Origin of the sequence: Streptacidiphilus sp. PB12-B1b (assembly GCF_014084125.1) — a bacterium.
GTDB lineage: Bacteria > Actinomycetota > Actinomycetes > Streptomycetales > Streptomycetaceae > Streptacidiphilus.
The window spans coordinates 5549610-5575303 of sequence record NZ_CP048405.1 but is presented as its reverse complement, the minus strand read 5'-3'; the positions used below and the strand labels follow the sequence as shown (position 1 = coordinate 5575303).

Genomic DNA, 25694 nt, shown 5'->3' with positions numbered 1-25694 from the left:
ATGGTCATCAAGATCGAGGACTATCTGCAACCCCAAGTCGTTGCGACCCTGCGGGCGAATCTGTCCGACCGCTCGGACGACGAGTTGGCTGTGCAGACGGAGGAATGTCTGAAGTTCCTCCTCATCATGTCCGGGCGCAGCCGCGGTTTCATTCCGCTCACCTCGGAGGTCGATGAAGTCTGGCACGAGCTGATCCTCCAGACGATGGAGTATGCCGAGCTCTGCGACTCGCTCCCCGGCAGGAAGTTCATCCACCACCAGAGCCTCGCCTTCACGGACTACGCCGCCGAGCGCAGCGAGGGAGAGATCGTCGACGAGTTCCTCAGCTGGATTCCCGCCTATGTGTCGCGCTTCGGCCCGTTCACTCCCGAGCGGGCCAAGTACTGGTCGTTCTGCGCGTACCTCACCGACAGTCTCGGCCTCGGCCTGCAGCAGTTGAACGAGATCGGCGCACGTGCAGCCGAGACCGCTGCATGAAGCAGGACGACCGCCGAGAGGTCGCCGGGATACCGTTCACGCGACCGCCCGCAGGCAAGGACCTGACCGAGGCCCCGTTCGATTTCCCTGAAGGGTTCAAGCAGGAGGTCCTCCACAGGGTGGCGCGAAGCGACTGGCACCGCTATCCCCCACGGGAGCAGACCGCGACCACCGCCGTGGTCGCCGAGGCGTTCTCGCTCTCGCCCGAGTGCGTGCTGCTGACACGGGGCTGCAAGGAGGCGCTCAGAATCGTCTTCCAGAGCGAGGCGCTGGCCGGGCACGGCATCCTGCTGCCAGAGCCCGGCTACTTCATCTACCCGCTGCTCGCCGACAGCCTCGGCCTGCCGCACCGTACCTACGCCGTCGAGGACGGCGCCGAAAGCGCGTCGCAGGCCGACGACCGCCCGTGGACCCGCCTGGTCTGTTCGCCGAACAACCCGACAGGCCATGTCGTCCCCCTGGATGCCCTGGCACGTATCTGTGCGCGGGACGGAGGCTGCGTCGTCGACCTGACCTACGACCCCTTCGCCCCCGTGCCGCTGCTGCCGCAGCTGGCCGGGTTGCTCGAAACGGGCCTGGTCGGTTGCCTGAGCCTGTCCAAGGCCTTCGGCCTGGCCGGTGCACGGCTGGGTGCGCTGGTCGCCGAGCCTGCCCGGATCCGGCAGCTCAGGACGCTGATGGACACCTATGCGCTGGACTACTTCCAACTGGCTGTGGTTCAGACCCTGTTCGCTGAGAACTGGACCTGGGCCCGTACAGCGCTGCTCGATGCCGTCCGCTGCTACCGCACCCGTGCCGCGGCCCTGGTGGCCGGGCTCCTGCCCCAGGTGCAGTTGTTGCCGCAGACGGCCAACTTCGTGAGTTTCATCGTCCCGGCCGCGTACGGTTTCGACGCCGCCGTCGATGTTGTCCGGGACTGCGCCCATGCGCGTTTCGAGGACGCCCGTCTGGTGCGCCTGACTGTCAACGAGCAGACGCTGCAAGCGCTGTCGCGCGCCTGCAGCGGTGGAGAAGGGGTGGAGCATGCCCGTTGAACGCCATGACGTCGTGATCGTCGGCGCAGGTCTGGCCGGCCTGTCCGCAGCGGCCTTCCTCGCCCACCGCGGACTCCGGCCGCTGGTGCTGGACCGCCACCCCTCGACATCGGTGCAGCCCAAGGCCAGGGTCCAGAACGTCCGGACGATGGAGGTCCTGCGGATCCTCGGCCTGGACGAGGGCGTGCGAAGGGCCACTGTCCCCGGTGCCCGGCGCCACGGCGGTGTCGCGGAGACGGTGCTGGGCGGCGTACTGGCTGAGCCGAAGCGCCGGATGCCCGACTGGTCCCGCTATTCCGCGGCATCCTGGGGGCTGCTCTCGCAGGAACGGCTCGAATGCATGATGAGCGCCTATGCGCTGAGCCGAGGAGTCGACGTCCGGTTCAACACCGGCTTTGTGGGGTTCGAGGAGGACGGTACCGGGTTGCTCGTCCACCTGAGTGACTCCCAGTCGGGCTATCCGAGTGCGGTGCACGCCGAGTGGCTGGTGGCCGCGGACGGACACCAGAGCGCGGTGCGGTCGGCGGTGGACGTCCCGGGCACCGGTCGGGGCAAGATCGCCGAAAACGTTCGCGTGGTCTTCTCGGCCGACCTCAGGGAGCTCATCGGCACCGACGAGATCCTGTTCTTCCTGAGGCATCCGACGCGAGGGGTGGGCACCGTCCACTCGACCGACCTGCCGAACCGCTACGTCGTCTCCATGGAGGTCCCCAGCGGTGTCGAGGCCCGTGACACCTGGTCGCACGACGAGGTGGTCGGGTTGGTCCGCGACGTGGTGGGACTGGACAGCCTCGACCCCGCGATCTGCGAGGTGACCTGCTGGGACATGGTCGACGACACGGCAGTGGACTTCCGGGCCGGGCGGGTCGTCATGATCGGCGACGCGGCGCACCTGATCCCGCCGATCGGCGGCTTCGGTGGGAACACCGCCCTGCAGGACGGCGCCGAACTCGCCTGGCGGCTCGCGGACGTCGTGACCGGCGTCGCCGGTCCCGGGGCCATCGACGACTTCTCCAGGGAGCGGCGCGCGTTCGCGCGGTTCATCTCCGATCAGGCCCATGCCCTGTACGTGCGGCGGCTGGCCCCGGGGCTCCGGGACGAGTCCGTCGCCGCGGAAGTGGCCTATCAGAACTGCGTTTTCGGATTCCGGTACCCGGCCGGCACCTTCGTCGACGAGGCTGGAGACGAATCAGCGGTGGCTGAGGCGGTGGAGTCCGTGGAGCCGGGTTCCCTGGACGGGCGTCCCGGCATGCGCGCACCGCACATGGTCTTCCGAGGCCCGGCCGGTCCCGTGGCCACACATGATCTGATCGATTATCAGTACACCCTGCTGGCAGCCGAATCCGGCGGCCCGTGGCGCGACGCCATGGGTGACGTCACCCGGGATCTGGGCCTGGGCGAGGCGAACGCCCTGCAGATCGGCGTCGATCTGCAGGACCCGGACGGCGCCTTCGCAACCACCTTCGGAGTCGGCGACCAGGGGGCGGTGCTCATCCGGCCCGATGGGTACATCGCCTATCGTGCCGTCGGCACCGACGCCGACCCGCACGCGCGTTTGAACGATGTCTTCATGCAGCTCCTGCACCGCGCGGAGCTGCACGTCAAGGAGAGTGAGCCGATGGCGGCAAGTGCCGGGGGTCGCGCATGAGGCGGACCGAGCGGGACAACTGGGTCAGCAGGCTGCTGTCGTACTGCTGGCGCTACCGGGGAAGCGTGCTGATCGGTCTGGCCGCCTCGTTACTGTCGGTCGCCCTGGCAATCACCGTCCCACTGCTCGAACGCAGCGCGGTCGACCGGATCTTCGCCCGAGGCGGAGCCCGTCCCGTCGGGGACGTACTGGTCGCCCTGGGGTGCGCGGCGGTACTGAACTTCGCCGCGACCTACCTGCGCCGATACCACGGCGGCAACATGTCCCTGGGCGTCCAGTTCGATCTGCGTACCGAGATGCAGCGCAAACTGCTTCGGACGGACGGCGCGAAGCAGGACGGGATCGCCACCGGTCAAGTGCTCAGCCGGGCCACCTCCGACCTGGCGATCATGCAACGCCTGCTGTCCTTCACTCCGCTCATCATGGGAAACCTGCTCCTGATCGCCGGCACGCTGGTGGCCACGGCGTTCCTTTCGCCGCGACTGTTCCTGGTGATGCTGGTCGTCGGTCCGGCCTACCTGCTGTACGGCGGAGCGGCCCAGCGCAAGCTGTACCCGGCCACCTGGCAGGCCCAGCAGGCGGCCGGGGAACTGGCCGGTGTCGTCGACGAGTTCGTGGCGGGCGTCCGGGTCGTCAAGGGGCTCGGGCAGGAGGAACGCGAGTCGGCGAAGTTCACCGCGGCCGCCCGTGCCCTGTTCGGCTTCAGGATGCGCACCGTGCGGATGACCAGCCGGTACAACCCCGCACTGGCCGTCCTGCCGAATCTGGGGCTGGCGGCCGTCCTCGGTCTCGGCGGCTATCTGGCGATGGACGGCTCGATAACGCTGGGCACCCTGCTCGCCTTCGTGACCTACCTCGCGCAGCTCGCAGCTCCGGTGGCCATGCTCTCCCAGGTGGTCGTCACGGCGCCACAAGCGCGAGCCGCACTCCAGCGGATCTTCGACGTCATCGACGCCCAACCCGAGGTGGTCGAGGCACCCGGGGCCGTGCCCCTGCCCTTGCGCAGCGCGGAATCCGCCGGAGACCCGGAGCTGGAGTTCGCCGATGTCCGGTTCGGCTATGCACCCGGGCGCCCGGTCCTGAACGGATTCTCCCTGCGGGTGGCAGCGGGGGAGACCCTGGCGTTGGTCGGCCGGGTCGGGTCCGGCAAGTCGACTGCCGCCCTCCTGCTGCCGCGGCTCTTCGAGGTGCACGGGGGCAGCGTCAGGGTGAGGGGAGTGGATGTCAGAGAGCTGACACTGTCGTCACTGCGCGCAGACATCGGCCTGGTGCCCGAGGAGAGCTTCCTGTTCTCCGAGTCGATCCGGGACAACATCGCCTTCGGCAAGCAGGGTGCCACGGACGACGAGGTGATCGACGCAGCAAGGTCGGCGGGCGCCGACGCCTTCATCAGGGGGCTGCCGGACGGCTACGAGACGGTGGTCGGTGAAGGCGGACTCACGTTGTCCGGAGGAGAACGCCAGCGCGTTGCGATCGCCCGTGCGCTGATCGGCAGGCCGCCGATTCTGGTCCTGGACGACGCGATGTCGGCCGTGGACGCCGGCACCGAAGCGCAGATCGCGGATTCCCTGCGCGGGCTGCTGGCGGACCGCACAGTGGTCCTGATCGCCCATCGGCGTTCGACGCTGGGACTGGCGGACCGGATCGCGGTGCTCGACAAGGGCAAGGTCGTCGATACCGGAACTCATGACGAACTGCTCGCCCGCAGCCCCCTGTACCGGCTGCTCCTGTCAGGCCCCGGCGACGACGTGGAGGGCATCGAGGCAGGTGAGGCGGAAATCGGGACCGACCTGGACGAGCAGTCCCCCTGGGAACGGCCGCAGACCGCACGTGGGAGCGGCGCAGGCGCGCCACGGCGGGGGCGACCGCCCACTGCGGACCTGTTGCGCAGGGTCGCCCAACTGGGTGCGCCGCGCGATGTTCCGGACACCGGCGACGACGCAGGTCGGCCGGGCTCCGACCAGGTCGTCGCGCCGTTGCGGATGCGCAGCCTGCTGAGGCCCTTCCGCATGCCCCTCGCCCTGCTGACCGTGCTGCTCGTCCTGGACACCCTGCTCGCCATCGCGTTCCCGCTGTTCGTCCGCTCGGGCATCAACCAGGGCATCGCCAGGCATCGGGGCGCGGTCCTGGTGCTGCTCATGTTCGCTGCCCTGGCCGCAGCGATCGCTGGATGGGCAGTGGACGTCGGCACCACACGGACAGCGGGGCGGGTCGCCGAGCGGCTCCTCTACCGCTTGCGGACAGCGATCTTCGGCCACGTCCAGCGGCTCGGGCTGGACTTCCACGAGCGGGAGGGCACGGGGCGGCTTCTGACCAGGATGACTGCCGATCTGGACGTCATCGCCTCCTTCGCGCAGTCCAGTCTGATCCCCATGGCCGTCAGCGGGCTGACCGTCGTCGCGGCCTTCACCGTACTGGTCGTGCTGGACCCGCTGCTGAGCACACCGCTGTTTGCGGCCCTCCCCTTGGCGGTCGGGGCCACCGTCTGGTTCCGCAGGCGGGCCCGGCACGTCTACACAGCCACGCGTACCAAGGCCGGCGAGGTCAACGCCAGCCTGCACCAGAGCGTGCGGGGGGCCAGGCTCTCGGAAGCCTTCGACCGCGGCGAGCACAGCCGCGAACAGTTCCGTGTGCTCAGCAACGACTATCGCCGCGCCCGGCTGGGTCTCCAGCGGAACATCGCCGTCTACTTTCCGTTCCTGCAGTTCCTTTTCGACATGTGCGCGGTGGCGGCGATCTGGCTCAGCGTGGGCGCGCTCCACCATGGGACGCTCTCCGGGGGCGTACTGCTCGCCTACCTGATCTACCTGGACATGCTCTTCTCACCGACGCAGCAGCTGTCGCAGGCTTTCGACAGCTACCAGCAGGCAGTGGTCGGGGTCCGCCGGATCAGCGAACTCCTCTGCGTGCCGGAGTCCGATTCGTCGTCCGGTGAACCTGCCCGCGAGCCGTTCCGAGCCGTCCGGCTCGACCTCTCCTTCACCTACCCCGGCCGCGACCGCGAAGTCCTGTCCGACATCAGGATGACGGTCGATCCCGGTCGGACCCTGGCGATCGTTGGCGCCTCCGGTGCGGGCAAGTCATCCCTGGTGAAGCTGATCGCGCGGTTCTATGAACCCACGGTCGGCAGCGTCCTCATCGACGGAGCCGATGCGCGCACCTTCGACGTGCACTCCTACCGGCGCAGGATCGTCACCGTGCCTCAGGAGCCTTTTCTGTTCACGGGCACTGTGCGGGACACGATCGCCTACTGCCGGCCGGAGGCCACCGACGAACAGGTGGAGGCGGCGGCAAGGGAGGTCGGGGCGCACCGAATGATCGCGCGACTGCCCGGCGGCTACCATCACCCGGTCGCCTCGCGCGGCGAGAACCTCTCCGCGGGGCAGCGGCAGTTGCTCGCACTGGCGCGCGCGCACATGGCCGAGCCCGACATCCTGCTGCTGGACGAGGCGACAGCGTCCCTCGACACGGCGAGCGAGGCAGCTGTGACCGCGGCCATGCGGTCGGTCATGCGTGACCGGACCACCGTCCTGGTCGTACACCGGTTGGAGGTGGCGGCCCGGGCCGACCGGATCGTCCTGCTGAACGACGGCCGCATCACCGAGACCGGTACCCACGATCAACTCATGGACGTGGACGGGGAGTACGCCCGGCTGTGGGCGGCTCAGACGGGTGCTGGTCAGCACGCGGCGGCGACGCCGGCACAGCGCGGAGAGGTCATGGACAATGCATGAAGTCGATCTCGCCGACGCCTCGGAGGGCGACCTCACCCGGGCGAAGGAGCGGCTGCGGGCGGACGGGCTGGTCGTCGCCCGCAAGGCCGTCCCCCGCCAGACGATTCTTGACTTCCGCCACCGGCTGTCGGCGCTCATGGCCTCGGGCGAGTACCCCGAGACCATCCCGGACTGGGCGACGATGCGGCGTCAGCTGTCCGGCCGTCAGGTCCTGGCCATGCGCAGGGCCGCCTACGACTGCCCGGAGTACGCTTCCGCCTTCCGGTCCGAGCCCCTTCTGGCGTTCATGGCGTTCGTCCTGGACACGGACAAGCCCTTTCTGCATCCACGGCGTTGGATCCGGCTGAACGGCGCCGCCGGGGCGACGGGATCGGGGGCGCAGCCCATGCACCAGGACTACTGGTTCGTCCAAGGTGATCCTGAGGTGTACACGGTCTGGGTCGCCCTGCACGACTGCACGGAAGGCGGAATAGCCCTGGTCGAGGGTTCGCACCGGGAAGGACTGCTGGACGTGGAGCGCGGGCCGGCGGCGAAGGGGCAGGTGGTGGCGTTCGAAACGGACCGTGTCGTCGAACCGCACGTCGTGATGGGTGATGTGGTGGTCTTCCACAGTCTGACCGTGCACGGCACGGCGCCGAACGGTTCGGCCATGACCCGGATCTCGATCGATGGACGGTTCCAGCACCCGCGCGCGCCCATAGCCCGCGAGCAGTTGCTTCCGGCCATGGCTCCTGAGGACCGGCTGCCGATCGCCGCGCGGAACAGCTTGATCACTGATGTGAACAGCTGGTCCGGCGACCCGGCGCTGGAATTCGACGGCGGGATGCCGGTGGTCGCATCCCGATTCGGAACCGATGTCACGGTCCTGGGTGCGCGCTCGACCGAGGGATTCTGAGGGGCCCACGTCTACCGACGCACCGATCAGGACACGCGTACGAGGAACGCAGAGGAAAGGGGGGCAGCGATGCACGTGGTCATCCTGGGTGCCGTGCCCGATGCTGTCGGGACGCTGCTGTGCAGCGGTCACGAGGTCAGCATGCTGTTCGACGAGCGCGAAGCCGTGCTTGCGCAGGAACTGACCCGCCGGGTGGACCGGTCGGCCCGGGTCGAATCGTACGCCGACGTCGATTCTCTGCTGGCCGCGCTGGGGCGGATCGGCGCGACGGCGCGAGGCGTCGATGCCGTGGTCGCCCTGACAGAGTTCGCGGTTCTTCCGGCAGCAGTCCTCGGGTCGGTTCTCGGTGCGCGGGCTCTGGATCCGGACGTGGCTCTGCGCTGTCGTGACAAGGCCTTGCAGAAGGCCGCCTGGCGCCGGGCCGGCATCCCCACCGCGAACTGGACCGTCGTCCCGGGGACGGAAGAGGTCGATGCGCGTCCGGCACTCGCGGTCCGGGAAGTTCGCAGGGCGGGATTGAAGGGCCCGTTCATCGTGAAGCCGCTGGCCTCCGCCGGAAGTCGGGGCGTGCGGGTCGCCGAGGACGACCGCGACCTCGCCGCAGTGGTGGGCGGGATCGTGCGGGACCGGCCCAGCGCCGGTCGGCTGCTGGTCGAGGAGCGCAACCAGGGCGATGAGTGGCACTTCGACGGGCTTGTTCGTGGTGGGCGGGTGGAGGGGGGTGCGTTGTTGGTCTCGCGTTATCTCACTCCGTTGATCGAGACGAGGAACGGGTGTCCTGCGGCGAGTGCCTCGTTTCATCCGGTTGTGGAGTCGGAGTTGTATGAGGAGGCCGTGGGTTTGACTACTGAGGCGCTGAGGGCGGTGGGTCTGAGTGACGGGGCCTTTCATTTCGAGGTGTTCGGTGGGCCGGGGCGTTTTGTGGCGGGTGAGTTGGCGGCGCGTCCGGGCGGGGGGTGGATTCGTAGGACGGTGAGGGCCGCCATCGGAGTGGACCTGTCGGTCGCGGGGGTGCTGACGGTGACCGGCGATCCCATCGAAATCGGCACGGTGAGCGACGACGTCTACGGCTGGATGTTCCTCCCGAGCACCGCAGGCAGGTTGAGTCGGATCCGGCAGCAGGACATCTCAAACATTGCCGGGGTGGCGGCTGTGGAGTTGTCCGTCCGGCCCGGGGAGGTGATGCCCGACATGCGCCTCAGCTCGGGCATCGGCCTGGGGAGCGTGTTGGTGCGGGCAGAGGATCATGAGGCTTGTGAAGGGGTGCTGCGCGAGGTCATCGGAGCGGTTCGTCGGATCAACGGGGAGCCGGTGGTCCGGTGCATGTCGTGATGCTGGGACTGCACGCGGAACCCGTGCAGGCTCTCACGTCCTCGGGTCATCAAATCACTGTGCTCTACGAGCCGTGGGAGAGGGAGCGCGCCGGCACGGTGCTGGAACAAGTCGCACGCTCACACCTGGTCGAGACCTACGCGGACCTCGACGCACTGCTGCTCGCCCTGGAAGAGGTGGGCGTTCGGCCCGGGGGAGTCGACGCAGTGGTCACCCTCAAGGAGTTCGCGGTGGTGCCGGCGGCTCTCCTCGGGGCGGTCCTCGGTGCCCGGGCTCTGGATCCGGACGTGGCTCTGCGCTGTCGTGACAAGGCTTTGCAGAAGGCCGCCTGGCGCCGGGCCGGCATTCCCACCGCGAACTGGGCCGTGGTCCCGGACGTTCAGGGACATCCCGAAGCCGCCGCCGAGGCCGTCCGCGCCCGGGGAATGGCACCGCCCTTCATCGTGAAGCCCCTCGCCTCCGCCGGAACCGTCGGAGTACGGGCCGTCAACGACGAAACCTCCCTGCCCGAAGCCGTCCGCGACATCCTGCGGGAACGCCCCACCACCCGACGGCTGCTGGTCGAGGAGCGCAACGAGGGCGATGAGTGGCACTTCGACGGGTTGATCCGTCACGGCAGTGTGGAGGCGGTCCTCGTGTCACGGTACCTCGCGCCGTTGATCGAGACCAAGAACGGCCACCCGACGGCGACCGCCTCCTTCCCGCCCGGTGCCGAACCCGAACTCTATGCCGAGGCACGGCACTTCGCCGCCGACGCGCTGCGCGCCCTGGGCCTGACCGACTGCGTCTTCCACCTTGAGGTCTTCGGAGGCCCGGGACGGTTCGTCGCCGGCGAGTTGGCGGCCCGTCCCGGCGGGGGATGGATCCAGACATTGGTCGGAAAGGTTCTCGGGATCGACATCTGGGCCGCCGCGGTCAGGGCTGCCACCGGCGAGGAGACAGAGATACCCGAGCCTGCGGACCGGGCCTTCGGATACACCCACCTACCGCCCATGGCGGGTTGCCTCAGCCGGCTCGTGCCCTCGGACATCGCCTCCATCCCGGGCGTGGTCGACGTTCTGCTGCGCATTCCGGCCGGTGCCGTCATGCCGGACATGGCTCACAGCTCACGGGTGAAGCTCGGAATGGCCCTGGTCGAGGCGGAGGACCACGAGACCTGCGAAGCGGTTCTGCGGGAAGTGATCGACACGGTCGTCCGGATCAACGGGGGACCACATCATGAGAAGGGACGGTCATGAGCGGACCGGAAGTCCTGCCCGCGATCGCAGGGGCCTTGCGTGAGTTCTGGCAGGATCGCCGTGCACTAGTGATGACACCCCGTCTCACCGGCATCACGTCCTCGTATGTCACCGCACTGGCCAGGTACGGTGCCGAGGTCTCGGCCGCCGTTTCCGGGGCCGAGCCGGCGCTCGGCTCACCGAGCGTGCCCCGGTTGTGGATCTGTGCGGACCACGGCGTTGCCGCCGAGAGGAAAGACGCTTTTGACAGGTGGCTGCATGATCCCGGCCCCGCATTCGCCTCCTGGCTGGACCGTGTGGATCCCCAGCGATCCCTGACGGTGTTTCCCAACTCCCAGGCGACTGTCTCCACGCTGTGCGGCCGCACCGTCCACGGCTGGCGGCGCCCCGAGTGGGCGCTCTGGGAGGACAAGGTTCGCGTCGAGGAACTCTGGCGGGAGATCGGCGCCCCTTCGCCGCGTCATGTCATAGGTGACGTTGACGACTCCTCGGTGCGGAGCGCACTGGCCGACCTGGACCGCGGCCTGGGCGTCGTGGTGGCGGGCGACTCGACAAGCGAGATCATGGGCGCCGGGCGAGGGCTGCGGTGGGTCCGGACCACCGCCGGGCTGGAGACCGTGCTGGACGATCTGCGCGAGACCGTCGACAGGGTACGCGTGGCGGAATTCCTGCCTGGAATTCCGTGGAGTGTGATCGGCATTGTGCTGCGTGACGGAGTGGCGGTCTTCGAGCCCTTCGAGATCGTCACCCTGTGTGACGTCACGAAAGGGCGGCTGGTGCTGTGCGGCTCCTCAAACCGCTGGCGACCCGACCCGGAGTCGGCCGAGCGCATTCGTGAGTTCGCTCGCCGCACGGGTGAGTACCTGGCGGTGAATGCCGGCTTTCGGGGTGTGTTCAGCGCGGATGGGATCCTCAACGAGAACGGCTTCTTCGCCACCGAGGTCAATCCGCGCATGTCAGGTGGACTGGGCCTGGAACGCGTCCGTCCCGAACTGTCCGAAGTGCTCATCCATCGCGCAGCAGTCGAACAGCTGCCCGGAATCTACGACATGGACCCGGAAGCGCTGGAAGCAGAGGTCCGCGGTGTGGTCAGGCAGTCGCCGTCGCACAAGTTCTCAGGCCCCCTTGACGGTCTGGTGCGCCGGATCACCGCAACGGCGGCCCGACACGGTGTCACCCATCAGCTGCCCGATCTGTCAGGCGAGTTCGTGCCGGTCGGCTCCCTGCTGCCCGATGGCGTCATCGCGCCCTTCGTGGCGGAGTTCGCCGCGAAGCTCGGCCTCGAATCCATGACGACGTGCGCCGACGCGGTCGCGGTGATCCAGAACGGCCTCATCTGACGAAACAGTGCCCCGCGGCGCCGGCCTGCAAGAACCCCGCACGGGTTCTCGCGGGCCGGGCGCAGGCGGGCGCCGCACGGATGTCGTCATGGTGCGCAGGCGCGGACTCCACCCGAGCGAGTGCGGCCGTGCGGCGTCCCCGGCCCCCATGCCGGCCCCCGCACCGGCTCGGCGCTCACTGGGCCACCACGGCCGCGTCGATGCTCACCTGAGCCAGCCCCTCGGCCAGCGCGAACGGGAGCTCCCGAGCATGCACGACGACCAGCTCCCGGGTGGCCCGGGTCAGGGCCACGTAGAGGTCACTGAGGCCCTGCGCCCGCTGGTCCACGATCCCCTGTGGCTCGACCAGGACAACCCGGTCGAATTCCAACCCCTTCGTGTCCGAGACCGGGGACACCCGGGTGGTCCGTGCGTGCTCGACGGGAAGCGCGTGCATCAGCCGTGTCCGCAGGTCGGTCACCATGGAACTGGGGGCGATGACCACGGTGGTGCCGTGGCCGTCCCCGGACGGCCGGGCGAGGAGCGCCTCCAGCACAGCCGCGGACAGGCCTTCAGCGGAGACCCTAGTCGCCCTCGGTGCGACAGCTCCCGCCCGCACCGAGACGGGGGCCACGGCCGCCGGATCGATGGCGGCCAAGACCTGGCGGGTACAGGCCATGATCTCTGCGGGTGTGCGGTAGTTGACGGTCAGCTGCTCCTGGTGCCATCGGCCGCGCGCGACGGCCTCGAAAGTCTCCGCCCAGTCGCCGATCCCGGAAGCAGAGTTTCGCTGGACGAGGTCACCCACCACCGTCATGGACAGGCTCGGGCAGTGTCGGGCCAACATCCGCCAAGCGAGCGGGGAGAACTCCTGCGCCTCATCCACCACTATGTGGCCGAAGGTGGCGGTCCAGGCGTGATACCGCTGGCTCTCCGCCTCGCTGATGCCGTACGGCCGGACTTCGCCCAGCAGACCGGACTCGCCGTTCAGCAGGGCGTTGGCCTCGTCGAGCAGCGGAACATCGGACTCCGTCCAACCTTCCTCCGCGGCACGGCGCAGCGCTGGGTCCAGCTCCTCGAGGAGCCCGTACACCAGCTCCTCGGGGGTCAATACCGGCCAGAACCGGCTTATGGCCGACTGCAGTTCGGGATCGGTCAGCAGGTCCTCGCGGATGCTGCGAAGGACGCCGCGCTCCAGCTCCGGTGGGATGAGCTCCCGGCCGAAGGCGTCGACCACCTGCTCCACCAGGCCTGGCAGAAGCGAGTCCACGAGGACAGCACGGGCGAGGTTGTGTGGCAGGCCGCTCGCACGGGCCTCCTCCCGGGAGAAGGCCAGCGCCTCCTGGGCCAGTGTCACCCGGCACTGGCCCGTGGTCCCTCGTCCGGTGTCCACGACCACCTCCTCGTCAGGAGTGCGCTGCCGGGCGCGGACCGTGCTCGCAAGCAGCTCGGCCATGTGGAGGCTCCCCTTGAGCCGCACCGAATCGTCCCCCTCCTGGCGGCTCGGCCGGATACCGGGCAGCAGATCGGCGAGTTCTCCCGCGCGCACGCCGTGTTCGCCGAGGGAGGGCAGCACCTGGTCGATGTACCGGACGAAATCCTGGTTGGGGCCGACGACCAGGACGTCGCGGGCTGCCAGCCGCTCGCGTTCCGCGTACAGGAGATAGGCCAGCCGATGCAGGGCCACCACCGTCTTCCCGGTGCCGGGGCCGCCCTGGATCACCAGTACCCCCCGTGTCCTGGTGCGGATGATCCTGTCCTGCTCCGCCTGGATCGTCGCCACCACCGGGGACATCCGCCCGGTCCGGGGCTCGCGGAGGGCGGCCAGCAGCGCGGCGTCCCCGGCGAGGACGGAGTCGCCGGGGTCCTCTGCTTCCGTGCCGAGAAGCGTGTCGTTGACGTGACCGACCCGACGGCCGTTCAGGCGCATGGTCCGCCGTACCCGAACACCCATCGGCCTTACCGCGGTGGCCTGGTAGAAGGCCTCGGCGACCGGCGCCCGCCAGTCGACCAGGATGCGCTCGTCCTGCTCGTCGGACAGCCCGACGCGCCCGACGTGCAGGAGGTCGCCCTCGCCGAAATCCAGGCTTCCGAAGCACAGGCCGTCCTGCTCCGCGGCTCGCAGGGCGGCCAGCCGGCGTACGAAGGACTCGGCCTCGAGCGATTGCCCTTCGGCGGAAGCCAGTTGACCGGCCAGCTGCGTCGATTCCACGTCGACCCGGCGAAACAGCCGATCGACGCGCTGCTGCTGCTCAGCCAGTGCGACCTCGTAGGACATCTCAACTCTCCTTTTCCCGGGGCGGATTCGGTTCAGAGAAGTCACCGAGCCAGAAGCCTACGCGTGGAAGGCCCACGCTCTCTGCGACCACCCGGCTGATACACAGAAGCATTCTGGTGTCTACGAAATGACGCAGGATCAGATACGGCTGAAGGCGCGAACCAGGTGTGTCACAGATTGTATACGAGGTGTAACGAAGCTCACCAGGAGTTCCGGACAGCCGCAGCCGGCACTGCTGCCTCACGTACGTGACGCCCCCCCCAGCCGCCCCAAGGCAGTTCCACGCTTTTGCCCGCCGGTGCCTTGGCGCTTGTTCTCGGACCGCATGGTGGTACTCGTGCAGGGCGGGTGCTGCACCTGGAGTGCGGACCCTTCGGCGAAGGTCGTGTCTCTGACCTGGTGGAGCGCCTCCAAGCCCCGTGACCACGGATCAGCTGCGCGAGCCGGGCAGGCGTGGGGTCAGTCGGCGTGATCGTCGTTCCCTGCTTCGATGGGGCAGTGCGCTTGACCCCTGACGCGCTCGAAGAGGAATCCGCTCGCCACGGCGACGCCCGTGCCGACGCACGTCAGACCGGCCCGGACCAGGGCCGCCTGCCACCCGGAGGGCCGCTCCACAGCCCCGAGTTCGAGGGCCACCAGGGTAAGAAAGAACGTGTAGAAGCAGTACCGGGCCGGTCCGACCAGTTGCATGGCGGTGGGAAACACGACGAGGACGAACGAAAGCGATCGGGCCCATGCCTCCTTGAGAGCATTAATCGGTGACACCCGAACCCGGGACTTGCTGCGGACCGAGGCCCCGGATCCGTACCGGGCGAACTCCCACAGCGCCATCCACAGCGCACCTCCGAGCACGAGGCGCCCAGCCCTGCACGTCTTCTGGCAGGGTCGGATGTTTGGCCACACTCGGAACCCACTCGACATTCATCGGCACCGTCCTGGCCCTGACGTCCAGCTCGGTGACCACCGGAGTGGCCATCAACGGCCGCGCCCTGGCCCAGAACGGGTCAGTCACCTTGGACGCCGACAACATCACCCCGTCCACCTGCACAAGCGGCGGCACCACCGGCGGCACCGCCGCCGGGACTACGGGTGGCGCGACCGGCGGTGCCACCGCAGGCACCACCGGCGGTACTGGTGGACAACACCATCACCACCACCATCACCCCGGCGGCCCGGGCGGACCTGGCCACCAGCACCCTGGCGGCCCAGGGCCCCGTCCCATCGGCGGGATTGGGGCCGGGACCGGTAGCAGCGTCTCCGGGTTGGACACCACCGAGGTCGCGGTCGGGTCTGCCCTGGCGAGCATCGCCGCCATCAGCGCAGGCGCCGTCCTCCTGCGTCGCCGGGCCACGACCCGCCGGCATTCCTGAGGCAAAGCGCGCTCGATGGCTCGTCCGGGCACGGTCACGGCCTTGGCGAGCCATCGGCAGCTGTTCGGGGATCTCGGGTACGGCGCACGCTGTAGTCCCACTTGCGGGCGGTCGGCTTACGGCGCCTGGTCAGCAGGGTGCTCGGGGTGACGGGGAAGGCACGGACCACCGCTGCCGGGGTAGCAGCGCGGACAGGGCGGAGAACCAGAACCGGTCCGCTGGTTCTGCGCCGCAAAGTGTTCTCCTGCCGCAGGACCGTACCTCAGGCTCCACCGACGCCTCCCGTCGGAGCAGCAGCTCCGGCAGCGACAGCAGTCTCCCGACGGCGCGGTACACCAGCGAAACGATCATTGTCACACCGTCGCAGGCCACGGCCGCGCGTACCCCACCTGCAGCGATGGCTTCCTGAGCCTCTCAGGACGTAATCCCAGATCAGAATCCGTGCAGAGGATGGAACGCCAGGGCTGGATTGTTGGCCCCAGCCCTGATATATCTCCTTGTCATGGCCATGGAAACGATTGAACTGCACAGTATCAATCGTTGGGAGGCGTCCTTCCTGCGCGAGGAGGTGGGTGGCTACTTCACCCATGGCGTCGAGTGCCCACCGGGCGGGACGGTACTCGACGTGGGCGCCAATATCGGAGTGTTCTCGGCAGCCGTCTATGAGCGGCTGGACGGGGATGTGCGGATCTACGCCTTCGAGCCGGTGCCCCCACTCCACGCGACGCTCGAACGCAATGCCCGCGAGTTCTTCAACGGACGTCTGACCGTGCTCCCTTACGGTCTGGCGTCCTGTGATGACGAGCTCGATTTCAGCTACGTTCCGGCCGCCACGATCTTCTCGTCCGCCTTGCGGGACCAGGGGAACATCGAGGCCGAGCGGCGGCGGGTAACCGCCGGCGTTGTCGAGATGGTCCGCCAGGGCGGCTTGGGACCGGTCCTGCGCCGCGTACCCGCTCCCGTCCTCGCTCTTCTGGTCGGCCGCAAGCTGCGGGTGATGCGGCGGCTTGAGATGCACCGGGTGAAGGTCAGGCCCCTGTCGTCAGTGCTCGACGAGCAGTGCATCGACCGAATCGACCTGCTCAAGGTCGATGTGGAAGGCGCAGAGCTTGATGTGCTCACCGGCATCGAGGAACGGCATTGGCCGCTGGTGCGCCAGGCCGTCGTCGAGGTGGAGCGCTGGCAGCAGAACCGCGACACAGTCCGCGAGGTCTTTCTCACGCACGGCTTCACGGTCAGCGCCGAGCAGGACCCGGTGCAGCAGGCCGGTGACATCGGCATGGTGTTCGCAGTCAGGCCCTGATCACGCGCAGCGGTCTGGAGCTGGTGTGGCGCAGTCCATGGCGAGGTTCCCGGCGGCCTGGGTGGTGACCCATTGCGCGGTGGGGTGGGCGGTGAAACGTGGCAGGTCAGCCCCGAGTTTGAGTTTCCACGCCGGACAGGCTGTACAGACCCGCCGCCTGACCAACTCCCTGATCTCCCGCACCCAGGCCCCGGGCCCCGCCGTCGACAACACCAGCTACACCTACGACGCCGCCGGGAACCTGACCTCGGACACCGACCAGCAGTCCGAGGCCGGAACCACCGTCACCGACCAGCAGTGCTCCTCCTACGACACCCTCGACCGCCTTGTCGCCGCGTGGACCGCGACCGACAACTGCGCCGCCGCACCGGCAGCCCGTACCAACTTGGCCACCACCGCCGGCAACTACTGGCAGGTCTGTACGGCCGGCGGTGTGACTCGGGTGGTGTGGGTTAGCGGCGGCCGATGGAGAGTCGGCCGTCGAAGGCGATGTCGAAGGCCCGGCGGCGGCCTTCCAGGCGCAGTACCAGAGTTCGGATCGGGTGCACGGTGCGGGGCGGCCTCCCCGCTTTGGCCTGGACTTGGCGGGGTGCCGGCGGGCGGCCGTGTCTCGGTGTCAGCGCGGGACGGTGCCTGGTCGCACCGGCAGTCGGGTCCGGCGCAGGGCCTTCCGGGGCAGGCTCTGGAGCAGCGACGCCATAAGGGCGCGGGCGTCGGCCTGGGATCGGAGCAGCTGTCCGTTCAGCTGTCTTTCCAGGACGGTGATCAAGGTGGCGCAGGGCCAGGATCTCGATGTCCTTCTCGCGGGCGCTCACCGGGAGCAGCCGCAGCGGTGCGAGCGCGTGCGTCCTGCCCGGGGCCCCGGTTCCAGCAGCACGACCGGTCATCATGCCGCGCTCGCCGCCGCCGCGCGGCGGCGCCTGGTCGAGCATCCGCACTTGACGTCGAAGGGCCACCCCACCTGCATGGACGAGGTGTTCGGCAAGGGCTGCGTCAGACCCTCATGTCGAGGACTGGCTCGCTGAACCGGGAGCGGCCGCAGATGAGGGTGAAGACCGGGAACGTCGAGCGGGGCAGCTCCAGCGTCCGCTGCAGCCAGAACTCGCCGAAGGAGCGGGCCGGGCGGGCGAACAGCCCGTGCGCTGCGGCGGCGGTGGTCAGCCCGTGGGTGGCCCAGCCGCACCACAGCTGGAGCAGCGACCAGCCGGCCGGCCCGAACTCCCCCAGGATCCCGTCGAGGTCGGCGGCGAAGACCCACACGGCGTTCGCGTGGCGCAGCCCGCAGTCGATGGCGGGCGTCAGCGGGTAGCCGAAGGCGTCCGCGAACCGCCGCATCAGATCGGGGTCCTGCTGCTCGCACTCCACGTGTCCGCGTGTCACCGCGTAGCGGCCGGTGGGGAGACCGGCGGTCCGCTGCAGCACGACGCGGGTCCGCACTCGGCGACCCACCTCGGGGAGCAGCGGGCCCGGCGCCGGCACCTCGAGCCAGGCGAGCGTGTCGCGCAGGAACGCCGCACCGAGCACGGCGGGTCGGGCGGAGAACCCCGGCAGGCCGGCCCGGGTCCGCCCAGCGGACCGGTTCCACAGGGTCTGAGCCCAGTCGGGCCGCGCGGGGCCGGCATCCGGGTCCGCCGACTCACGCCCCGCAGGGCGGTGCTCCGCCGGTTCACGCTGCGCCAGGTCCGGTACGCTGCGCACCGGTTCGCCCGTGCCGCACGAGAGCGCGGCCAGCGGGGCGGTCACCGCGTCCGCCTCCCGGAGCGACTCCTGGCCGGACTGGTCGCGCAGCAGCCCGCGTTCCCACGCGTGCCGCTCCACATCCCCGGACCCGTCCGTGCCCGGCAGTCGGCGGCTGGACGGCAGCGGGCCGGCGCCTTCGAGGGTGACCACCAGCGGCGGGGACCAGGCCCCGGGACCGCTGTTCTCCAGCAGCCGGGCGGCCGCACGGGTGAGCGCGGCGTCCGAGCGCAGCCGGACCGGGACGCCCAGCAGGTCGGCGGCGGTGTGCAGGGCACGCAGATTGATGCCCAGCTCCAGCAGGCTCAGCGTGCAGCGCAGGCGCCCGTAGGTGACCGGCAGGTCGGTGAAGCGCGCGGCCAGCACCACGGTGAGGTCGCCCGGGGCGGGGAGCAGCTCCGCGAGGTCGCCCTCGACGCCCCCGCTGTCCGAGTCGTCCACGTCGTCCGAGACGTCCGCGTCGTCCACCAGGTCGACCAGCGCGTGCCGGTAGACGTCCAGGTAGGCGCGGGATCCGTCGGGCGCCAGTACGAAGGCGTGCACGGGGAACTGGCTGCGTACCGAGGCGGTCACCCGGTGGTCGTTGAACTGGTGCGAGGGCTCGCGTCGTTGCAGGCCGAGGGCGCAGACCAGCAGGTGGCCCGCCAGGTCCCCGGGGCCCAGCGCGGCGAGGGCGTCGGCCGGCAGCGGCTGCGGGTACGGTGCGTCGGCCAGCAGCCGATGGGTGCCGGCCGGCAGCGGACGCCCACGGGTGCCGCGGGCCCGGGCCGGTGGCAGGGTCGAGGTGGTGGGTTCGGTGTCGCTCCCCAGGGGCAGCTCGGCCAGGCCGGTCCGCAACGGGCCCTGACGGTAGGCGAAGAGCCGGACGTCGGTGGTGGTCGTCATGGGCGGCGCCGTCTCAGGGGAAGGGGTGGGGATCGAAGGGGAAGTCTTCCTCGCGCGGCAGCGTGCCGGTGGCCTCCGCGATCGCGGAGGCCAGCCGGGGGAGCCCGGCGAGCCGCTGCTGTGCCTGTCCGAAGCACATCGGCAGGATGCCTGGAACCACCGCCTTGACGACGGACAGCCCGGCGGCGGTGTGCTCGGGCGTGGACTGGTCGACCACCACGATGCGTTCCAGGCCCGCCCGCCGGAACAGCGCCGCGACGAAGCGCAGTGCCCCGGTGACGTCCCCGCGGGCGGCGCTGGAGAACTCGTCCGGCCAGCCGGGAAAGGCCTGCGCCGGGCTGACCACCGGTCCGCCCAGCAACTCGCGCATCCGGGGCAGTAGTTCGGGGTAGGCGTAGCGCTTGTGGTGGTCGGACATCTGGGCGACGAGCCAGGGGTCGGCGGCGAGCGGCCGGGTCGCCTCGACGTCCCAGTCCGCTCCGGCGCTGACCATCTGGGACAGCTCCCACAGGCCCGCCCGGGCGGCGGCCACCGGGTCCGCACCGGAGCCGGCGGAGCTGAGGGTGGCCGGCACCCGGCCGTCCTCCCGCAGCGCCAGCACCCAGATCACCGGGATCGCCAGGTCGGCGGTGGCGACCAGCAGGTGTACCTGGTAGCCCCGGTCCTCGATCTGCCGGATCAGCAGCCGACACTCGCGGTCGGTGATCTCCTGCGGCGCGATCCGCGGCAGCGGCCGGCGGCGGTGCCAGGAAAGCAGGAAGGCGTCGCGCTCGGCCAGCTCCAGCAGCGAGTGCAGAGCGGCCTCCTCGTAGCTTCCGCCGAGCGCGCAGCCGCTGGAGGAGTCGTGGAAGTGGCGCGTGCGCCCCACGTGTTCCGGTGCGTCGGAGAGGGCCGGGTAGCTGTACTGGTAGAAGCCCACCTCGGCCGGGACGAGCAGCGGCGGGCCGCCGTCCAGCGGGTGGCCCCAGACCCAGTCCATCGGGGTGTCCTCGTCCACCGGCCGCAGGCTGCTCAGCGGCGCCTCCAGCTGCCGCGCGGTGTGGTGGCCCAGCCCGGCGAGCCCGATCGCCTGCTCGCCCAGCTCGCGGGCCGTGGCGCCGCGCACGAGTGGGGCGACGTGCGGATAGCCGCCGCTGCGCTCGTACGCCTCCAGGCAGCCCACGGGCTCGGCGTGCCGGAAGGTCGAGCCGCGGCCGTAGCCCGCGAACGTGGCTCCGAGCAGGCGGGTCTCGGTCATCGCCATGGCGACCAGCCGCAGCCGCTGAGTCCCGAGCACCGGCCCGAACCGGGCGTCGGTCAATGCCGCGCGCATCCGCTCGGGGTCCAGGCCGAACGGCGGCTCGCCGCGGTCGGGCAGCGCGGCGGACGTGGGCCGGGGGAGCAGCGGACGCGGTGGGGGCGGGTCCGAGGGCCTGGCGACCCGCGGGCCCGGATCGTCCGCGCACGCGGGGCAGCGGTGGCTGGGCGCCACCCGGTGCCGGCGCAGCAGGCCTTCGCGGGTGAGCGCGAGCAGGTCGCCCGGTGCGAGCAGGGGCCGGGCGTCCCGGAGCAGTTCGGCCAGGAGCTGCCCCAGGGCGGGCGCGAGGACCGGCGCGCCTGCGGCCCGCCGTCGCGGTGCCGGTGGCGCCGCCGGGGCGGTGGCCGGGTCGGCGGCGTTGCCCGGCGCGTCGCGGTCGGCGTCGCGGACCTGCGCGCAGCCGGCGCAGGCCGACCCGCCGTCGGGGGTCCAGAGCGGCCCGAGCAGGACCTCGGCCGGGGTCGCCCGCACCGACAGCAGCGGGCGGCCCTGCTCACGGGCCAGCGCCAGTGCCCGGCTCTCCCACGCGGCGTCGTAGCCCGCGCAGACCGCGATCAGCAGCGGGCCGAGTGTGTCCGTCAGCTCGTGCCAGGGGAGTGCCAGCAGGTCGGCCGGCGCGCCGGGCCCCGGCAGGATCCGTGCGTCGGTGACCGGTGCGCTGGTGGTCTGCGGGCTCGTGATCCGTGCGCTCATGCCGGCGCCACCCAGCCGCACGGCAGCGCCAGCTCGCCCGCGGTCGCGTCGCGGAGCAGCCGCCGCGCGCGCGGCTGCAGCCCCAGGCCCCGGGCACGCGCCAGCAGTTGGCGCAGGCAGTCGTCCACCTCGGCCTGCGGGGCGGTCTCCAGCGACCACGTTCCGACCGGGTCCGGCGGCAGGACGGGCGCCTGCGGTGCGGTCCGCACGGACGCCTGGAACTGGGCACGCGCGGTGGCGGCGAACAGGGCCGCGTAGGCGGCGGAGGCCTGGTCCGGGCCCCACTGCGTGGCCAGGACATCGCCGGTGACCTCGTCCACCACGCTGACCAGTTGCCAGTCCAGGCCGGTCACGGTGTGCCGGCGCAGCTCGGCGGGGACGTCGAAGAAGTCCCTCAGCAGGCCCCAGAGCGTCCGGGTGGGGATGCCCTCGACCTCCTCCCAGGCCAGCGGGGCACCGGCGGACCGGGCCAGGGCCTCCTGTCCGGCCTGCCGCAGCAGGCCGTCCACCAGGAGGTGGACCTCGGTGAGCCCGGCCGCGGGCACCGGCTTCGGGTTGCCCCCCTCCTGCGCCAGGTCCTCGGCCCACTCCTCGGCGGCGCGGCGGCGCAGCACGGCCAGCCCGGCCGCCAGTCCGGCGGAGGCGCGATTCTGGCCCCATCCCAGGACGTGCGGACCGACGACCCCGCCGACGAGGGCGCCGGACGGTCCGGGGCCGGGCACCACTTGGGCGGTGACCAGGCTGAGGGGTAGTTGCGGGAGGTCCAGGTCAGGGCCCCAGCGGGCCAGGCCGGTCCACCGGGCGGTGAGCGCGGCGTCGAACGCGGACTCCTCGGCCGGAGACGGGGCGATGGCTTCGGTGCCGGGCTCCGCGCCGGCCTCGGAGGCGGATTCGCGCCCGGGCTCGCCGATCCGCGCCGGCTCCAGCGGGCGCCAGACCGGTCCGGTCCCGGCCCGCGGCACCGGGACGGCTGTGGTTTGCACCGCGTGGCCGTGCACCACCCAGGCGGTGCGCGGACCGCGCGCGGTGCCGGCCACGTGGGCCAGCACGCCCTGGGCGGCCAGCGACCCGGCCAGCACCGCGCTGATCGGGCGCGGGGCCGCGGAGTCCACCCCGGTCAGCTGCCAGTCGGTGGCCCGGGCCCTCACGGTCAGGAACGCCCGCACCTCGGCCGGGTCGGTGCAGACCGGCCCGACCAGCGCGACGGCGGGCCCGGCGGCCACCGGCAGCACGGGGGTGCCCGGCGCCAGCAGCGCGACGGTGGCGAGCAGGTCGAGCGGGCGATCGCAGTCGTCGATCAGCACCACCACGGTCGCGTGGGCGGCGCTTTCCGGCAGCGCGGAGCGGTCGAGCCCGGCGATCTCCCCGGCGCCGTTGGCGGCCAGCCCGCGGCGCACCGCGTCGGCCCCGGGCCCGCCGCCGACGACCGCCACCCGGGCGGCGCGCACCGCGGCGAACGCCCGGTAGGGCTCAGCGCAGTTGGCCTCCAGGTAGCACAGCAGCGCGGCGTGCTCCTCGGCGCTGCGCCGGTCCGGCAGCGGGCCCGCCGCGTCCAGGTCGATCAGCACGTCCTGGGCCAGCAGCGCGCGCACGATGTGCTTCAGGACCGGCCGGGACCGCTCGTCCCCGGTCGCCGCCACCATCTCGTCCACGCTCGTGCCGTCGAGCAGGGCGCCGAACTGGTCGTCGACGACGGTGAACAGCGTGGGCGGACCGGACAGCACGAACGTGCGGTCCCCCCGGCTCCAGTGGATCCCTTGCGGCACCGGTGCGCAGTGCGCGTCCGGGCGGAGCTTCACTCGCATGACGTCCTCAGCTGGAATCGGGCCCCGGCGGGGCGGTCGAACTCGATGACCCACTCGACGGCGTGGCGCCCCCGGTGCACCCCCGGCAGTGCCTCCTCCAGGTAGCTGCCGGGGGTGCGGCGGTCCAGGTACCAGGGCAGCGCCCGGACCGCCAGCGCGCTGGCCAGGTCGGCGTACTGCGGCTTCTCCGGCCGCCACTGCGCCGGTCGGCCGCCGCCCGCCGGTATGCGGGCCGGGGCCGCCCGGTCGGAGCCGGTCTTGATCACGACCTCGTCCGGGACCGCGTGCACCGCCCGCCAGGCCGTGAGGTCGATCAGGTGCCGCGCCGCCTCGGTGAGGCCCGGCGCGGACGGGAAGTCGGCCCCGGGATACCAGCGGCGGCGCTGCAGAACTACCTGACCTACCGTCAATCGTGGTGACGCCAAAGTGCGGTGCGGTGCTTCGCTCGCAGGGGGCCGCTCCCAGCCGAAGGCGTCGACCGCCACCGTACTGGTGTCGACCAGCAGCGTGGCGATGCGCAGCGGGGCCGGGTGCAGCTCCTGCCAGCGCATGCCCAGCGTGACCGGACGCACCCGGGCGCCGTCGGCGTCCAGCAGCACCAGCTCGTCGCGGTCGGGGTCGTGGGCGAGCCGGATCCCGAGCCACCGGCCGGGGGTGACGGTCCGCTCCAGGAGCGGGACGCGGTGGTTGATGTTGAACCCGTGCAGGCCGCGGTCCTCGCACGGCTCGACGCCGTCCGCCGAGAAGACCGCCGTGGCGCGCCGGGCGATCGACTCGGCCGCCCGGCCGCCCAGCTCGCGGTCCGCGCCGAGGAAGCGCATGCCGAGCATGCCGTGGCCGGGGAAGCACCCGTTGAGCACAAGCCGACCCGCCACCGGCTGGACCGTCAGCCCGTAGGAGGCGGCCGGGCGCCGGAACCGCTCGGGCAGCGCGGCGGCCAACTCGGCCAGCAGACCGGGCTCCAGCGCCAGTTCCTCGGCCTGCGGCCGCTCGGCCCGGTGCCGGGCGATCCGCTCGCCGATCGTCCGCACGGCGGCGGCGCGCGCCTTCAGCAGCTGGGCCAGCGAACCGTCACGCGGACCGACGTTCCCGTCCGGCTCGGTGAGGCGGGCCTCGGCACCGCGCAGCGCCCCGACCAAAGCGGTGGCGTGGTCGACCAGCGGGACCGAGGCTCCAGCACCGAAGCGCTCGACGAACAGGGCGCACGCCAGCGCCCGCAGCCCGTGGTGGCGCTCGAAGAGCCCAGCGAACTCCGCGACCTCGGCCAAGTCGTCGAGCGCCGGCCGGTAGCCGTCGGCCGAGACCGCGAACGGGTCGAGCACGTAGTCCTCGTTGACCCGCAGCCGCCCCGGCCGGGTGCCGTGCCCGGTCAGCTGCTGCTGCACCGCGTCCAGGCGGTTCAGCAGGGCCACCCGCTCCGTCACGGTGGCGTGCGGGAGACGGTCGAGCGAGGAGGCCGCGTCGGCCAGGGCGGTGGCCGCGGCCGGGTCGTGCCCGCGCAGCAGTTCCAGGGCGGCCGGCAGGGGATCCGCCGCCTGCTCGTCCAGGACCGGCCCGGGCAGCAGGATCTGTGCCTCGCACGCGGCCAGGACCAGTTGTGCGGCCTGCTGCCCGGTGCAGCCCAGACGGTCCGTCAGTGCCCGGCCCAGCTCGGCGGGCGGGACCGGCCCCAGCGTGAGGAGGTCCAGCAGGGTGGCGAGGTGCGGGGTGAGCGGGGTGGAGAGCACCCGGATCTGCGCGCCCTCGCGTCGGCGGAACCGTACGGCGTCCTGGGTGGTGTGCAGCGAGGGGTTGCGCCGTACGGTGGCCGCCGGCGCCGCTTCGCCGCCCGCCGGCAGCAGGCCGTCGACGAGGGCGGCGAACAGGGCCCGGTCCACCGAGACGACCGGGTGCGTCCGGCGGCGCTGGAAGGTGACCCGGTCGAGCGCGGTGCCCTGCTCGTACCAGGAGGCGAAGCCGACGGCGGTGAACCGGGCCAGCGGCGAGGTGCGCACCATGGCCCGTGCCAGGTGCTGCAGGATGCCCCGCTCCGACTTCCGGTCCTGCTTGGAGGGGCGGCCGGCGCTGCGCGCGTAACGGCGCACGGCCGCGAGGACCCCGGGCGAGGTGAGCGCCAGGGATACCTGGAACGGCTCGGCCGCGACCGTCTGCGCGAGGGCGGCCCGCTCCTCGGCGAGGCAGCTCTCGTAGCCCGTGGTCAGCACGCTCCGCGCGAGGTCGCCGCGCTGCCGGGCGGCCAGCCAGGCGCTGGTCGCGGCAGGCCAACTGCGGCTCGCAGCCGATGGTTTGGGGGTGCGCTGGTTGTGGACCGCGCGCTTGAGCTCCAGGACGGTCCGCAGCTCGTGGCCGTCGGCGCCCGCGGCGAGGTCGAACAGCTCGGCGCGGGCGGCGTCGACCAGCGCGGCGCACTGCCGCTCCGCCTCGGTCAGCGCGGTGATCGCCCCGGTCAGGGCGGCGGTGCCCAGGCGGCGTCCGGGCAACGGGTTGACGCGCACCATGGCGGTGTCGGCGAGGCCGGCCGGTCCCAGGGGGTGACCGGTCGTCGGTTCTTGTGAGTGGGTGGCCTGACCTGGTCCGGATCGACTGATGGTGACTCCAGGTGGGACGCGTCTGCCCGCCTCCAGTGAGCTGGGGCGAGGAAACGCACGG

16 protein-coding genes and 1 pseudogene are annotated in these 25694 nt (G+C 71.1%); 11 read left to right on the top strand and 6 right to left on the bottom strand.

Annotated features, from left to right (window positions below; all coding sequences use genetic code 11):
• From GXW83_RS24125 to GXW83_RS24090, 8 genes are all read left to right on the top strand, one after another.
• Positions 1 to 477 carry a hypothetical protein gene (locus tag GXW83_RS24125; protein WP_182445149.1) on the top strand — a complete coding sequence of 159 codons (477 nt, stop codon included), beginning with the start codon at positions 1 to 3 and terminating at the stop codon, positions 475 to 477.
• Positions 474 to 1511, top strand: a complete 1038-nt coding sequence (locus tag GXW83_RS24120; RefSeq protein ID WP_182445148.1) for an aminotransferase class I/II-fold pyridoxal phosphate-dependent enzyme — start codon at positions 474 to 476, stop codon at positions 1509 to 1511. The genes GXW83_RS24125 and GXW83_RS24120 overlap by 4 nt, the downstream gene beginning before the upstream one ends.
• Positions 1501 to 3159: an FAD-dependent oxidoreductase gene (locus tag GXW83_RS24115; protein WP_182445147.1), complete on the top strand. Its 1659-nt coding sequence runs from the start codon at positions 1501 to 1503 to the stop codon at positions 3157 to 3159. The genes GXW83_RS24120 and GXW83_RS24115 overlap by 11 nt, the downstream gene beginning before the upstream one ends.
• Complete coding sequence (locus GXW83_RS24110) at positions 3156 to 6893, top strand: ABC transporter ATP-binding protein (RefSeq protein WP_182445146.1); 3738 nt, start codon at positions 3156 to 3158, stop codon at positions 6891 to 6893. Before GXW83_RS24115 ends, GXW83_RS24110 begins: the two co-directional genes overlap by 4 nt.
• Positions 6832 to 7788, top strand: a complete 957-nt coding sequence (locus GXW83_RS24105; RefSeq protein ID WP_182445145.1) for a phytanoyl-CoA dioxygenase family protein — start codon at positions 6832 to 6834, stop codon at positions 7786 to 7788. Before GXW83_RS24110 ends, GXW83_RS24105 begins: the two co-directional genes overlap by 62 nt.
• Positions 7789 to 7857: 69 nt before the next feature.
• Positions 7858 to 9120, top strand: a complete 1263-nt coding sequence (locus GXW83_RS24100; protein WP_182445144.1) for a hypothetical protein — start codon at positions 7858 to 7860, stop codon at positions 9118 to 9120.
• Positions 9108 to 10358, top strand: a complete 1251-nt coding sequence (locus GXW83_RS24095; RefSeq protein ID WP_182445143.1) for an ATP-grasp domain-containing protein — start codon at positions 9108 to 9110, stop codon at positions 10356 to 10358. The genes GXW83_RS24100 and GXW83_RS24095 overlap by 13 nt, the downstream gene beginning before the upstream one ends.
• Positions 10355 to 11698, top strand: coding sequence for a hypothetical protein (locus GXW83_RS24090; RefSeq protein ID WP_182445142.1), 1344 nt, complete (start codon positions 10355 to 10357; stop codon positions 11696 to 11698). Before GXW83_RS24095 ends, GXW83_RS24090 begins: the two co-directional genes overlap by 4 nt.
• Positions 11699 to 11873: 175 nt before the next feature.
• Here GXW83_RS24090 and GXW83_RS24085 read toward each other — a convergent pair whose 3' ends face one another.
• The gene (locus GXW83_RS24085; protein ID WP_182445141.1) at positions 11874 to 13955 is read right to left on the bottom strand and encodes an ATP-binding domain-containing protein; all 2082 of its coding nucleotides are present in this window, start codon (positions 13953 to 13955) and stop codon (positions 11874 to 11876) included.
• Between the two features lie 459 nt (positions 13956 to 14414).
• The gene (locus GXW83_RS24080; protein ID WP_182447750.1) at positions 14415 to 14786 is read right to left on the bottom strand and encodes a hypothetical protein; all 372 of its coding nucleotides are present in this window, start codon (positions 14784 to 14786) and stop codon (positions 14415 to 14417) included.
• Here GXW83_RS24080 and GXW83_RS24075 point away from each other — a divergent pair.
• The 3 genes and pseudogenes from GXW83_RS24075 to GXW83_RS34395 all read left to right on the top strand — a co-directional run.
• Positions 14714 to 15325: an ice-binding family protein gene (locus GXW83_RS24075; RefSeq protein WP_182445140.1), complete on the top strand. Its 612-nt coding sequence runs from the start codon at positions 14714 to 14716 to the stop codon at positions 15323 to 15325. The genes GXW83_RS24080 and GXW83_RS24075 overlap by 73 nt on opposite strands.
• A gap of 502 nt (positions 15326 to 15827) precedes the next feature.
• On the top strand, positions 15828 to 16628 hold the full coding sequence (locus tag GXW83_RS24070) for an FkbM family methyltransferase (protein WP_182445139.1): 801 nt from the start codon (positions 15828 to 15830) through the stop codon (positions 16626 to 16628).
• A gap of 37 nt (positions 16629 to 16665) precedes the next feature.
• A pseudogene (locus GXW83_RS34395) lies at positions 16666 to 16893 on the top strand (hypothetical protein); the annotation flags it as partial.
• A gap of 728 nt (positions 16894 to 17621) precedes the next feature.
• On the opposite strand, the gene GXW83_RS34390 reads toward GXW83_RS34395, so the two are convergent.
• The 4 genes from GXW83_RS34390 to GXW83_RS24050 are packed head-to-tail and all read right to left on the bottom strand — an operon-like array spanning position 17622 to position 25543.
• Entirely contained in the window at positions 17622 to 19250 is a 1629-nt protein-coding gene (locus GXW83_RS34390) for a hypothetical protein (RefSeq protein ID WP_225447218.1), read from the bottom strand.
• A gap of 13 nt (positions 19251 to 19263) precedes the next feature.
• Complete coding sequence (locus tag GXW83_RS24060) at positions 19264 to 21240, bottom strand: TOMM precursor leader peptide-binding protein (protein WP_182445137.1); 1977 nt, start codon at positions 21238 to 21240, stop codon at positions 19264 to 19266.
• Positions 21237 to 23045: a hypothetical protein gene (locus GXW83_RS24055; protein ID WP_182445136.1), complete on the bottom strand. Its 1809-nt coding sequence runs from the start codon at positions 23043 to 23045 to the stop codon at positions 21237 to 21239. The genes GXW83_RS24060 and GXW83_RS24055 overlap by 4 nt, the downstream gene beginning before the upstream one ends.
• A complete protein-coding gene (locus tag GXW83_RS24050) occupies positions 23036 to 25543 on the bottom strand; it encodes a lantibiotic dehydratase family protein (protein ID WP_225447217.1) in 2508 nt (835 codons plus the stop codon). Before GXW83_RS24050 ends, GXW83_RS24055 begins: the two co-directional genes overlap by 10 nt.
• Between the last annotated feature and the right edge of the window lie 151 nt (positions 25544 to 25694).